Annotated in this window: 9 protein-coding genes; 5 read left to right on the forward strand and 4 right to left on the reverse strand. The window is 58.8% G+C overall.

All coding sequences use genetic code 11. The features are described 5' to 3' along the window. Nucleotides 1-12: 12 nt before the first annotated feature. Nucleotides 13-1,062: a hypothetical protein gene (locus tag NZ740_01760; protein MCS6770734.1), complete on the reverse strand. Its 1,050-nt coding sequence runs from the start codon at nucleotides 1,060-1,062 to the stop codon at nucleotides 13-15. Nucleotides 1,063-1,916: 854 nt separating this feature from the next. Here NZ740_01760 and NZ740_01765 point away from each other — a divergent pair. The 4 genes from NZ740_01765 to NZ740_01780 all read left to right on the forward strand — a co-directional run bounded on the left by NZ740_01765 (nucleotide 1,917) and on the right by NZ740_01780 (nucleotide 8,469). Beyond that, complete coding sequence (locus tag NZ740_01765) at nucleotides 1,917-4,493, forward strand: sodium-translocating pyrophosphatase (protein MCS6770735.1); 2,577 nt, start codon at nucleotides 1,917-1,919, stop codon at nucleotides 4,491-4,493. Nucleotides 4,494-4,509: 16 nt separating this feature from the next. Next, entirely contained in the window at nucleotides 4,510-5,274 is a 765-nt protein-coding gene (locus NZ740_01770) for a hypothetical protein (protein MCS6770736.1), read from the forward strand. Between the two features lie 820 nt (nucleotides 5,275-6,094). Next, a complete protein-coding gene (locus NZ740_01775) occupies nucleotides 6,095-7,477 on the forward strand; it encodes a hypothetical protein (protein MCS6770737.1) in 1,383 nt (460 codons plus the stop codon). Beyond that, nucleotides 7,474-8,469, forward strand: a complete 996-nt coding sequence (locus NZ740_01780; GenBank protein ID MCS6770738.1) for an endonuclease/exonuclease/phosphatase family protein — start codon at nucleotides 7,474-7,476, stop codon at nucleotides 8,467-8,469. The genes NZ740_01775 and NZ740_01780 overlap by 4 nt, the downstream gene beginning before the upstream one ends. A gap of 260 nt (nucleotides 8,470-8,729) precedes the next feature. On the opposite strand, the gene NZ740_01785 is transcribed toward NZ740_01780, so the two are convergent. Further along, nucleotides 8,730-9,377 carry a hypothetical protein gene (locus tag NZ740_01785; GenBank protein MCS6770739.1) on the reverse strand — a complete coding sequence of 216 codons (648 nt, stop codon included), beginning with the start codon at nucleotides 9,375-9,377 and terminating at the stop codon, nucleotides 8,730-8,732. A gap of 70 nt (nucleotides 9,378-9,447) precedes the next feature. On the opposite strand from NZ740_01785, the gene NZ740_01790 reads away from it, so the two are divergent. Then, nucleotides 9,448-9,936, forward strand: a complete 489-nt coding sequence (locus NZ740_01790; GenBank protein MCS6770740.1) for an SRPBCC family protein — start codon at nucleotides 9,448-9,450, stop codon at nucleotides 9,934-9,936. A 57-nt stretch (nucleotides 9,937-9,993) separates the two neighbouring features. On the opposite strand, the gene NZ740_01795 is transcribed toward NZ740_01790, so the two are convergent. Together NZ740_01795 and NZ740_01800 are read right to left on the reverse strand one after the other, a co-directional pair. After that, a complete protein-coding gene (locus tag NZ740_01795) occupies nucleotides 9,994-10,863 on the reverse strand; it encodes a polyprenyl synthetase family protein (protein MCS6770741.1) in 870 nt (289 codons plus the stop codon). Nucleotides 10,864-11,003: 140 nt separating this feature from the next. After that, nucleotides 11,004-13,072, reverse strand: a 2,069-nt coding sequence (locus tag NZ740_01800; protein ID MCS6770742.1) for a hypothetical protein, incomplete at its 5' end; no start/stop codon positions are given.

Below are 13,072 nucleotides of genomic sequence, written 5' to 3' on the forward strand. Positions count from 1 at the left end.
TCAGCCCTGGCTCTACTGAAGCACAGAAGGAAGATCCCTCATCAGGCGGTCGCAATATTCCTGATGAAAGGGCGGGTGAAAGTGTAGACCGTCAAAAAACGCCTCGCGACCGAAAAGGTGTCGATCGTCCCACACCCGTATCCCACGGTGTTGCGCTATCACTTGGATATCCTGACCGAAAGCAATGTCCATCGCCAGATTTGGATCCGAATGCTCGAGAAATCGCGGCGTCAAAATCACCAAGTGGTTTCGGGCCGGAATCGCCGCGAACAAATCGAGAAACTCCGCAAGGAGTTCCCGCGACTGGATGCCATAATCGATCTGATAAGGCATGCGCTTTCGCCAGGGGGGCGAGCCGAGAGAGGCGCGGCGTGAAACGCGATCCAATTTCCACGGATGATAGTTGAGCGATGGAGCGTAGAGGCCCACGAGTAGCCCACTCCATCGCTGATCCAACCACGACCATGCGAATTCACGGAATCGCAGCAGCGCGCAGCGGTCCCTTGCCCATTCGGTCAGAACATCTTTACATGGCATGTGACGTCTTCGGAATGAAGGGGGCAGTGTGCGCCTAACCGCGGAATCTGTGATCAGCCGCGGGATGTCTGTCCGTACTTCCGAGATCGGGCGGTGGAAATTCAGTGAACTAAAATCAGCAGCTCCAACAGCAGCAACCACCAGATCGGGCGACGCGGAATGAAGATAAGCCGCCAGAATTGTCAACTCGAGGGATGTTACGCCGTCGAATGACCAGTTGAGCACCTCAATTTTCTTGAAGCCGCCAACATGGTCCTTCGTGAGCGCTCGCTCGAGTTTGTCGACATATATGCGGTTTGCCGGCAGTTCACCCGCATAGGCCTGAGAATTCGATAGCCAAACGATCCGCGCATGGTTGTCGGGGGCTGGCCCAAGCCGGGTAAATTCCGGCCACCCGCGAAACCGATACGGATTGCGTGGAACGTCCTCGGAGCGGGGAACCGTCGGCAGCATGTGGCGCGCGAGCCATTCCGCCGAGGAAAAAACGACAACTACGCAAAGAAGGGAAATCCAGTATTTGATCATATTCAGTCAGGCCATGCGCATATCAGGAGATGACGCACGGAAGGAAGGCAATCGGCAATTCCGATTTCAGCATTTGAAGAAGTTCTACGCTACATAATGGAAATGGATTTCGACGGCGTCTTCCCCAAGCGGATAGGCGCAATTACAACCCCCATCGGGACGGCGATTTGTTTGAGCTGTCCGAAAACCAACTTCACGATCTGAACGATTCTTCCCCGGCGCTACACGAGAAAATTGCGTACGACCCTAAAGGTTGCCGTCAAGGCTCTTGCGCTGAAATTATGCCAAACAGCAGCCGTAATGGGAGATCCGTAGATCTTATTAGCGATGGCTGAGGGAGATGTATTAGATCGTAGTGATCGTGCCCGATAATAGGTACGCAATGCGGGAACATAAACCTTTGGATCTCGCTATACCGTTTGTCGAGTCATCATGACGGCGGACCTAATCGAATTTTGAAAACGCTAAAGCTTCGCCCAAGTCGCTTGCTTGCATAAAAACCTTACGATCATAAAGCCATCAAGGAGGCCGATTCTCTACAAAGGATTCTGCAAATATGAGAGCATCTGATGTAGGACGAACGAATCCCGGATTTCCCCGCTTATCAAGGTATGGCGAATTCATGCTCCGGCAAGGGCGGTATTTCGGGAGCCGGATCTGGAAGATCGCAGGACTACGGGGTTTTCGAATTCGGACTTACGGATTTGTCATGCGGTTAAGGCAGTCCCTGATTAAAAGATCGGGGAAAACCTGAAAATGAATTCCAAGCGGCCTTCGCCATTGAATCGCGGAGAGTCTATTGGTGATCATGGCGTCCAAATGCCGGATCGATTCGGCAATTGAGGTGATTGTCCATGAAGACACTAGCAAAGGGCCTTCGGCGCCGCTGGGCATCTTCCGGGTTTCTCGTTACATGTTTGTTGACGGTGGTGGCCGGATTGGCCGAAGCGTCTGAACTGGACGCCGAGCGCACACTGCCGGGCTGGTGGTGGTTGGCGCCGGCGGCTGGGGTTCTCGCCCTGGCGACGGCTTTTTTCTTCTACCGTTCGATCCTCGCGGCGAACCCGGGCACGCCGCGCATGCGGGAAATCGCCGGTTACGTCCGCGAAGGCGCGTACGCCTATCTCAAGCGTCAGTACAAGGTGGTCGGCATCGTATTTCTCGTGCTGGTCGTGTTGTTGTCGTACATGGCGTTTGTCCTTGGCGTACAGCACCGGTTGGTCCCATTTGCCTTTCTCACAGGGGGGCTGTTTTCCGGCTTGGCCGGCTTTATCGGGATGAAAACGGCGACGATGGCGTCGTCGCGGACCGCGCAGGGTGCCAGCGAATCGCTGAACCGAGGACTGACTATCGCGTTTCGGGCAGGGTCGGTCATGGGCCTTACGGTCGTGGGTCTGGCTCTCATCGACATCACCGCCTGGTTTCTCTACCTCTACAAATTCCACCATCAGCTAGTCGGCGGCCACCCGATGAACCTGGAAACGATCACGGTGGTGATGTTGTGCTTCGGCATGGGCGCCTCCACGCAGGCGTTATTCGCGCGCGTGGGCGGTGGAATCTATACGAAGGCCGCCGATGTGGGCGCGGACCTCGTCGGCAAAGTCGAAGCCGGGATTCCGGAGGACGATCCCCGCAATCCCGCGACGATCGCAGATAATGTCGGCGATAATGTGGGGGACGTGGCGGGGATGGGCGCGGACCTTTATGAGAGTTATGCTGGTTCGATTCTAGCGACTGCAGCGCTCGGAGTGGCTGCCGCCACGGTGGGGGGGTGGAATGCGGACAAAATGTTCGCGTTTCTTGCCGCGCCGATGTTACTTGCCGCTATCGGCATCATACTCTCGATTCTCGGGATTTTCTTGGTCCGCACGCGGGAGGACGCCTCCATGAAAACCCTGTTAGCGGCCCTTAACCGCGGCATTTATGCCTCCAGTGCGCTGATCATCGTCGGCGCGTTCGGTCTCGTGAAGCTTCTCAACATGCCGATCGGCGTATTTTGGGCGATTTTCATCGGGGTGGTGCTGGGGATCGTGATCGGGAAGGGTACGGAGTGGGCGACTGCGGCGGATTATAAGCCGACGCGTTTCATTGCGGATCAGGCGGCGACAGGTCCGGCGACGGTCATCATTGGTGGAATCGCGGAGGGCATGCTCTCAACCTGGGTGCCGGTGGTTTCAGTTTGCGTGGGTACGCTGCTGAGTTTTGCCGTCATGGACGGGTTTGCCGACCTTCTCGCCGGGCTATATGGCGTGGGAATTGCGGCCGTTGGGATGTTGTCCACCCTAGGTTTGACACTCGCGACCGATGCCTACGGCCCGATCGCAGACAATGCCGGTGGCAATGCGGAAATGAGCGAGCTACCGAAGGAGGTGCGCCGGCGCACGGATGCGCTGGATGCGCTGGGCAATACGACGGCAGCCATCGGAAAAGGTTTTGCCATCGGCTCGGCTGCGCTGACCGCGCTCGCACTGCTAGCCAGCTACATCGAGGAGGTCCGGATCGGCATTCACCGAGAGGCCGCGGCGGAGTACGTTTCGCCATCGGGAAGTGCACCCTTCGTTCTCAAGAGCATCGGGGCGGATTACAACCGAAAATGGGCGCTGTTTTTTCCGGGCGCCGATCCGAAAGACCGCGAATCCAAGGCGTTCCACACGATGAGCGCATTCGAGGGAAATGGGCCAAACGCGGTGCTGCTAGTGGATGAGGAAGGCGTCGAACGGAGCTTGATCATCAACGAGATCGGCGAGTTGGTCAAATCGCATCCTGCCACAGATCTTCGGGGGCGGCGACTCGCAGAGAAGAAGGCCTCCCTGAAAGATTTCATGTCGCTCTATGATGTGAGCCTCATGAACCCAAAGGTACTGGTGGGGGTCTTTATCGGTGTTCTGGCGGTGTTCGTGTTTAGCGCCCTGACGATGAAGGCGGTCGGCCGAGCCGCATTCTCGATGGTGCAGGAGGTGCGCCGGCAATTCCGCGAGCGTCCTGGGATCATGGCGGGAACCGAGCGGCCAGACTACGCGCGGTGTGTGGCCATCTCCACGGCGGGAGCTCAGCGGGAGATGCTGCTGCCATCGATTCTGGCGATCGCGCTGCCCGTCTTGACCGGACTGCTCCTCAACGTGTCCGGGATCTTGGGACTCCTTGTCGGCGGATTGTGCGCGGGCTTTTCGGTCGCCGTCTTCATGGCCAACGCGGGCGGGGCCTGGGACAACGCGAAAAAATTTATTGAGGCGGGTCACTTGGGCGGGAAGGGATCGCTGGCCCACAAGGCCGCGGTGGTTGGGGACACGGTCGGCGATCCCTTCAAGGATACCAGCGGTCCCTCGCTCAACATATTGATCAAATTGATGACCATGGTCAGCATCGTGTTCGCGGGGCTCATAGTGAAGTATGCGCCGGCGATCGGCCATTGGTTGAATCTCGGCCATTGACGGGAGGACGGGCTCGATGAAGACGCATCTCTATTTTATGTGCTACCAGACGGAAGCGCTCGTCGCTTCGCACCTGGATCCGGACGCGTTCGGGGCCTATATGGCCGTGGGCACGCGCAAACACACGTCCGGGAATGTGATCTTTTTTGAGGTTGACCCGGCTGAGGCCGTAAGGACGATGCCCGTGGTCGCTGAAATGGAAGCTCGGTGCGTTCCCCACCCGGATGGCTCTCCTCGGCGCAGCAAATACCTATCCATTTACCGCGTGTTGGAGCACTTGCCGCTGGCCTCTCTCGGCCGACTGTACCTGGTGACGCGAGATGGCCGCGTGATGGGCTTGGACGGCCGACCCTACGACGATCCTCCCGAGCATCGGGGTCCGAATTTCTACACCGAGCTAGCCCCGGTTACGCCCCGCGTGGTGTCCTTCCTGCCTCCGGGAAAATTCGTGAAATTCATCACGGACCCGAAGAACCCGGTCCACGTCCCGCGCATCTTTTTCGTCGACTCCCTTCTCGACCGCGAGCCCGACGGTCGTCTCGCAGGTTATCTGCCCTATACCAACCCGGACCACATTGTTGACTGCATAAACGATGTGGCCGTGGCGGAGAAGGGCGCGAAGACAGTTGAGCGAAATCCCAAGTTGATCGCGTTCTATCGGACCATACGTCGCGGATTCTTCGTTGGGGATCAGAGCGGCGTCAAATTCTACGAATTTCCCTCGCCCGACGAGCTGGACGAGAAATACCACGTCTGGTGGCGATCCGCTTCCCTCGACTGATCCGTTCCGTCATCTCCACGATCCACTCGCAGCGTCGAAGGTTGAGATTCAAAATTTTCAGGAACGATGCAATTTTCAGAACGCCGGCGAGTGTAGTCCAGAGCGAGGCTTAGCCCTCAGCCCAGCCGCGCGGCCGCCAGGGGAATTTCCGATCGCTTTGCCTCGTTGCATGCGGTGTGTTGGTTAATCGCTCCTTCACTCAACGACGAGGTTTCTATCCGTATTGCGAGCGCCCGCCTTTGCTCCGTAGCTCTTGATTAACATGGGACTGCTGCTCCGGCCCTGTGCGATCCCGCGCCCGGGTGATCGCGAATTTTATAAACCGGTGGGGCAGGTTATACACGGTCCGAAATCGTTGGCGCAGGTGGAACCGCGCCCTACAGTCTCGCTCGAGGGCCGACTTCCACGTCGACCGCATTTGGAGTGACAGGTTCCACCCCGACCAATTCAACATTTGCGGGCTCAGGTTCCATCCCGACTGGTAATGGCCCGAGTGGAACCGGGCTCTCCAAGGGAATTGAAACTGGTGCCGGTGGAACGACGCCCTCCACAATCGTTGCCGTTACTGTTGACGCTCGCCCATCCGCGTCGCCTCGGCCCATATTCCGCTGGACCCGCGCCTTGATCACCAGTTTCGTGGGCTCATTTTGAATCCTTTGAAATTCTCTCATCGCGACAGTTCTCCATTTGCTATGAGGCGAACTTCTTTCGAATGAGCAAGGGGACACTTTATGGAGGCAGGATCACATCCGCCGATGGTTGCCTTGACCCGCCGGCTGTGAGATACTAGTGTTAGATCTTCACGGAGTTACGACACTCTATGGCAGAAGTTTCTTTGGAGCAGGCGCCGCGGAAAGCGCGGGAACATTTCGAGAAGGGCATGGCCTCGTTTGAGAGGGGAAATTTTGATTATGCAATGGACATGTTTCTTCTCGCGCTGGATGCATGCCCCGGACTGCTCCGCGCCCGAAAATTTTTTCGGGCCGCGGCAATCGCGAAGGCGAAATCTCAGAAATCCAACGTGTTCAGCCGCGCCCTGGGAACCCTGAGCGGCTCCGGCACCCTCCTCAAAATCCAGTCGCTGATCAAAACCAAGCCAGAGCGTGCCATGCGCGAGGCGGAGGACTTGCTCCGCAAGGATCCCCTCAACCCGACGTTTATCAACATCGCCAGCCAGGCAGCCGTCGCCGCAGGGTATCCCGAAGTAGCCATCATGAACCTGGAAATCGCTCGAGAGCACGGCGCGAAGGATGCAAAAACCGTCGAGTGGCTCGGCGAGCTGTACACCGAGGTCAAACGATTCCACGATGCTCGGATGATGTATGAGGAATTGGTCCGGCTCCGTCCCAACGACCAGCAGGCGATCAAGAAACTCAAAGATGCGACGGCGCTGGATACGATGCAGCGGGGCGGGTGGACCGAAGCGCAATCGTACCGCGATGTGATGAAGGACAAGAAGGAAGCCATCCTTCTGGAGCAGCAATCAAAGGCTGTCAAAACCTCACGCGATGTCGAAGACCTCATCGCCGAGACGCGGGAGAAAATCGAGCGGGAGCCTCAGAACATCAATTACAAGAGATCGCTGGCGGAATTGCTCGCCAAGGCCGAGCGGCACGACGAGGCCATCGCCGTGTTGATAGAAGCGCAGCAGGCCACCGGCGGCGCCGACCCGCAATTGGCCCGTCTGGCCAGCCAGATCCGTCTCGACAAATTTGATCGTGAAATCGCCGCGCTTGTGGCCGCCGGCGACGAGGCGGGCGCGGAGGCCAAGCGCAAAGAGCGGGCGGATTTCGTCTTCAAGGACGCGGAAGAGCGCGTGCACCGCTATCCTAACGACCTGCAGTTCAAGTATGAATACGGGGTGTTGCTCTATGAGCGCGGTATGCTGAACGAGGCTATCCAGCAATTCCAGCGCGCCCAGCAGCACCCTCAGCGCCGTGTCCGTTCGCTGTATTATCTGGCCCTCTGCTTCAAGCAAAAAAACCAGTACGACATCGCGGCCGAGCAGCTCGAGAAGGCGAACGGCGAACTACAGGTTATGGACGAAACGAAAAAGGATGTCCTGTACGAGCTCGGCACGCTCCACGAGCTGCTTGGCAACCGGGACCGGGCGCTCTCCTACTTCAAGGAAATCTATGCCGTCGACATCGGCTACCGAGACGTCGCGGCAAAAATCGAATCAACTTATCGCAAAAACTCATGAACGGCGCGACCGTGCGATCGCCCCGCGCCGGCAGGTGGTTCATCTGCGCACTTCTGGTCGTTTTGGTTGGCGGGGTGGATGGGGTATGGGCCGGTCCCGCTGGCTCTGTTGGTGAGTTTAAACTGATGACCTACAATCTGATGCGGTTTTCTTACGAAGACCGCGATCAAGACGGCCAGCGCGATAATTTCAAACCGGAAGAGCAGATTGCCGCGGTCGTATCCGTCATTGCGCACGTCAATCCCGACGTGCTGGCCGTCCAAGAGGTGGGGGATGCGGACTCCTTCGACATCTTGCGACGCCGCCTGTCAGACGCCGGCTTGGTGTATCCGCACACGGATTATTTCATTCTTCCCCATGCCACAATAGGCCTCGGCTTGCTGTCCCGCTTTCCAATTGTCCGGCGGATGCATATCACCAACGAAACCTATACCGTCGGCGGCGAGACACTGCCGGTTCAGCGCGGTTTTCTGGTCGTCGATCTCCAGGCAAATCCTCAGTATACATTCCGGCTCATCAATGCACATCTCAAGTCGAAGCGCTTTCACCCCGCAGGACAGTCCGAAATGAGACGGAATGAAGCCCGACTGCTCAACAAGCACGTGCGCCGCATGCTGGACCGGAACCGCAATCTGAACCTCGTCGTCGTAGGCGATCTGAATGACGGCGTTCAATCATCCACCTTGCGCGAGGTGATCGGCAGCCCGCCGTATCTGAGCGACACACGACCCGCTGACGCCTTGGGAGACGTATGGACCCATTTCTGGGAGTTTCAGGAGACGTACTCGCGCATCGACTACATTCTGGTTAGCGCGGCGATGCGGCCCGAATGGGTTGCGGAAAAGTCTTACCTGCCACGAGTGCCGGGGATGTTGGTTGGCTCCGACCACCGGCCCGTTGTCGCGGTGTTCAAGGCCGCCGACCAGATGCCGGACGGGCCAGAATCCGATAATAACGCGGCTGATCGGCGGGGATCCGGTCGCGAACAGTGATTGTTTCACCAGTCCCGATGACACGCGAGGCCTGAGGGAGAGGTTGCCAGCGGGCGCCTGAACCTCGGCTTTCTGCAAATAAAATGGTGTACACTTCACCTTTGCGCGAGGACCAGGTCAGAACTGCCTCATCCGGATTCCGTGCCACCATGAGTGTCACGGCGGAGTAGGGCTGCTCCTCTACCCGCACGGTTTTACAACCCGCTATAGGCAGCAGACAGGCCAAGTACGCGGCGGCGAAAAGGACGGCCACCGACTTTTCAGGGGGCCGGTTCAGTGGATGGCGCATCAGCGACGGGTGCGGGCGGTGGTTCAGCGGGCTCGGATGCCACCGGTTTGACCGGCCGAATTCCGGGGATTGGCCCTAGACGGGGCCGGTCAGGCAAGGGACCTGCCTGATCGAACCAACTGCGCGATCGCCTTGGCGCCGCCTCGTCAACCAGTGTCAGATTGTATCTCCGCGCGAACCATACCCAGTTATCTTCGCCCCAATCGAGGAGCCGGCCCAAATCGTTTATGAGCGCGCCCGTCGTCATGTCGGTAATTCGGTCGAGTCGGGGAGACCAGGAGGAAGCTTCCATGAGGGTTTTCGGAAGCACATCATCACTGCCGATCAATATCGTTCTGGACGGCATTTTCTGGAGGAAATTCACTTCTCGAAAATCTTTGAGCGTGATCGGGACCCACTCCGTACCATTCCAAGCGTGCAGGATCGGCTCCGCTGTCGTCGCATTGCCTTGGTAGGCAACCAAAACGGCGGGCACGCGCTGCAAGACATCCTGCGCCACCTGGATGACCGAATAGCGGGCTGGCGCGACGAGGAGGGTATAACCTGGGGCCTCGAGAGCCGAAAGCCATCCCGCTAAACATGCGAACATGATGGTGAACGATCGACGGAGAAAATTCATAAACAGTCCCTTGTTTGTTGAAAGGTAACACGATGCGCTCGCGAAATTCAAGCGATGTCCGGAGCGAGACATGAACGTTGAAATTGCACGCAATCCGAGTGGAGGCTACACGCTGCTCGCAGAGCTGTGGTTGCCTCGGCCGGTGAACGAGGTATTCCCGTTCTTTGCGAGCGCCGAAAATCTGGAGCGAATCACCCCGCCATATCTGCGATTTGAGATTCTCACGCCCCGGCCGATCGAAATGAGACGTGGGACGTTGATTGACTACAGGATCCGTCTCCGAGGCCTGCCGATTCGATGGCGAACGGAGATCTCCATATGGGAACCGCCATTTCGGTTCGTGGATACGCAGCTACGAGGACCTTATCGCCAGTGGATTCACGAACACACCTTTGAAGAGCGCGATGGCGGAACCTTGTGCCGGGATCGGGTGGACTACAAAGTTCCCGGGGGAGAATGGGTTCATCGCCTGTTCGTGAAAAAGGATGTTCGCGACATATTCGTCTATCGGCAGAACGCCCTGCTGCAGATCTTCAATGGGTCCTTAGCGGCCCACTAGAGCAGGGTGTTCAAGACTGCTGTGGTGAAGCTCGCGATAGGATTCCGCGACTGGCCGTCACTTTACAGCGACGGAAAGATTCTTCTTCAGGGCGGGGCGCATGTCAGAATCCATGAACGCCCTCCAAGCTTGATAAACCGACGGCCAAGAGCGCAATAATTCTTCGGACTGACGGCACAGGGAGTCAATCAGAGCCATGGCTTCTGACTGCTCCTGAGGACGAAGGGCGCCGACCGTGGTTTTTCCGCGGGCCTCATCGCTGCCAAGGCTCTTGCCCGATTCGGATTCGGATCCATTGAAGTCCAAAATATCGTCGGCCAACTGGTAAGCGGTGCCAGCGGCATAGCCCGACTCGATTAGGGCGGCCGTCAACTCGGGGTCAAAACCGCCGCACACCCCGGCGGAAAAGGCGAAAAGGGCACCTGTCTTGCGCCGCGCGATGCGCAAGCAGGCTTCAAGGGTCGCCGGAGCGCCGCGCAACAGGAGCTCCTGCTCGGATTCCGCATCGCAAACTTCACCGGTCAGTTTGACCAAGAGCGGCGTCAGGCGTCCCTCTTCGACCTCGCAAATCACCTCGACCGCTTTGAAGAGCAACATGTCGCCGACAAGAATGGCGGCGGGAATTCCGCGTTCGACCCAGAAGGTAGGTGCACCGCGGCGAAGATATCCGCCGTCGATCACATCGTCATGGAGCAGACTCGCGCCGTGCACCAGTTCAACCGCTGCGGCCGCGCTGACCAGTGTGGTGTGCGGTACCCCTGCGGCGGGTCCGACGTGAAAAATCAGGCGCGAACGTAACATCTTCCCCCCGGCGATCAGACCGGCAGGGTCGTCTGTCAACTTGCGCAAGACCGTGTTTTCGAGGGCGCGCGAAATCCGCTGACGCGTATCTTTCAACCCCGATTCGATGACATTGGTCGTACTCATCCGCCCTCGCAACCTCAAACACTATGCGCCACACTCGAGGGTGTGTCAAAAAAAAGCGGGGTATGACTCGATGAATTCGCCGATCCGCGAAGGCTTCAGGGACCGACTATCTGCACTTAAGGCCAACCATTCAGCGTTGCCTAGTTCTCCGGTACGCGGACGCGGAGGCGGAAGGCGGCGTTAGTCACGGCTGGCATCGAAAGATTCGTCACCCCGCCAGAGCCCGGAATGTCCACCTGGCCCGGCACATTCGACCACCAGTTCCCCTCCAGGCTCGTCGTGTATTCCAGCGTATACAACCGCTGCGTCGAACTGATGAACAAGGCCGCCAGGTTCCCACCATCCAATTGAATCCCCACTGCCCCAAACGCTGCGTTTGTCACCATCGGATCGCTGTCGGCCACCCACTCCTCCCAGTTGGCCACTCCGTCGCCATCCGCATCATCCAGCTCGTTGGTCAGCCCGTTGGTGATTCGCGCCTGGGCCCACGCCTGATACGGTGTGAGCGGGGCGCCCCCCGCACCCATCAACTCCAGCCGCAATTCTGTTCCCGCCATACTCAGGACCCCGCTCCAACTCGTCCCCGTCAGCTCGAGCGCCGGCAACGGACCGCTCACCCCCCCCACCGCATTCGCCAACACATACGTTCCCGTCGTTGCTCCCCCCAATACTGCCACCCGCACCTTCGCCCCATTCGAAAAGACCAGTCCGCTCTGCACATCCAGCCGATCATGGCTTGCCGGCGGCGTCGATAGCTCAAACGTCAACCCTCCCGCAACCGACAGCGACCCCGTAATGATCCCCGTCCCACCCAGCCACCCATTGGTCCGGACTTGAACCGGACCCGTCCCCGTCCCAGACCCCGATGTGTTGGACACCAGAAGGGTTCCCTCCTCCACGATCACCGACCCGTCCACGTCGTTGCCCGCCGCCCGCTCCAGCGTAACAACCCCAGCCCCCACCTTCCGCAACGACACCGTGTTGGTCCCATCGTTCAGCCGACCCGTAATCCGCACATATCCCCCACTGCCCGCCGTCAGCCGAATTTCCCGACTGCCCCCAAAGGTCACCGTCCCAGACAACACCGACGTATGCGCTCCGATTCCCCCCAAGGTGGTGATCCCGGATGTATTCACATTATTCACGGTGAGGTTCCGACCCACCGTGTACGGCCCGTCAATCAACACCGCCAGATTCTCGTTGGCCACTGCCGCCCACGACGCCCCCACTACCAAATTGTTGGACCCAAACGCACCCGGCCCGCTCGCCAGCGCGTCCGCCCCCACCAACAGGGTCCCGTTCAGCAGGGTCAGCCCACCGTCAAATGTGCTGTTCGTGCTCGACAGCCGGAATGTCGCTCGCGATGGCGCGTCATTGCTCGATCGCCGCAAAAACAGTCGCGTCACGCCGCCGGTAAAGTTCGCCACCGCTCCCGACACCTCCACCGTCGCCCCCGGCGCCGCAACAAGGAAAATTCGCGCCTGCAGGTTCGTCTCAGACGGGTTGTCCATCCCTGTCAAAACCCCGCTAAAGCGCAACAGCCGATTCGACGCCTCATTAGCCAGGTAAATGTCCACATTCGCGCCGGTCGTCACCGTTGTGATCCGAAGCGTGCCCGACAACTCGTTGTCACCTTCCGCGTTCACCAACGGCCGCCCATTGCCGGAGGCCAGCAGAATCAGGTCCTCTGGCACATTCATGCCCCCCGCCACCAGCCGCAACGACGTATTGGTGCGTACTAGCGTTTCGTTGCCCGCCCCTCGCTGCCCCAGCGCCCAACTGTGTGCAACCTGTAGCATGCCATCCTCAATCAGCGTAACCCCCGCATGCGCATTGCTGCCGCCCAGCCAGGTATGGAACGAGTTTGGCCCAGCGCTGAAAACCAGCGATGTGGCTCCCGCCGTCCCCCCGGCAATCGTGCCCCGCCAACGCGACGGGATCAAAATCGTCTCAATCGTTTGCGTCATGTTGTACATGGAGAAGCGATGCGCCACCCGCAGCGAGCCGGCGCTGCCCAGCTCGATCCGACCGCCGCCCCGCAGGCTCGCCACCGTCACCGGCCGGTTGTTGATGTCAAACACCGCATTGCCGCCTTCCGCCACCAGCAGCCGATTGCTGGCGTTAATCGTCGCACCGCCCGCCAGCCGAAGTGTGCCATCTTCCACCACAATGGTCTCATGCTGGAACGGATGCTCAAAATACCAGTCGG

The sequence above is a fragment of the Kiritimatiellia bacterium genome, assembly GCA_025054615.1.
Classification (GTDB): domain Bacteria; phylum Verrucomicrobiota; class Kiritimatiellia; order CAIVKH01; family CAIVKH01; genus JANWZO01.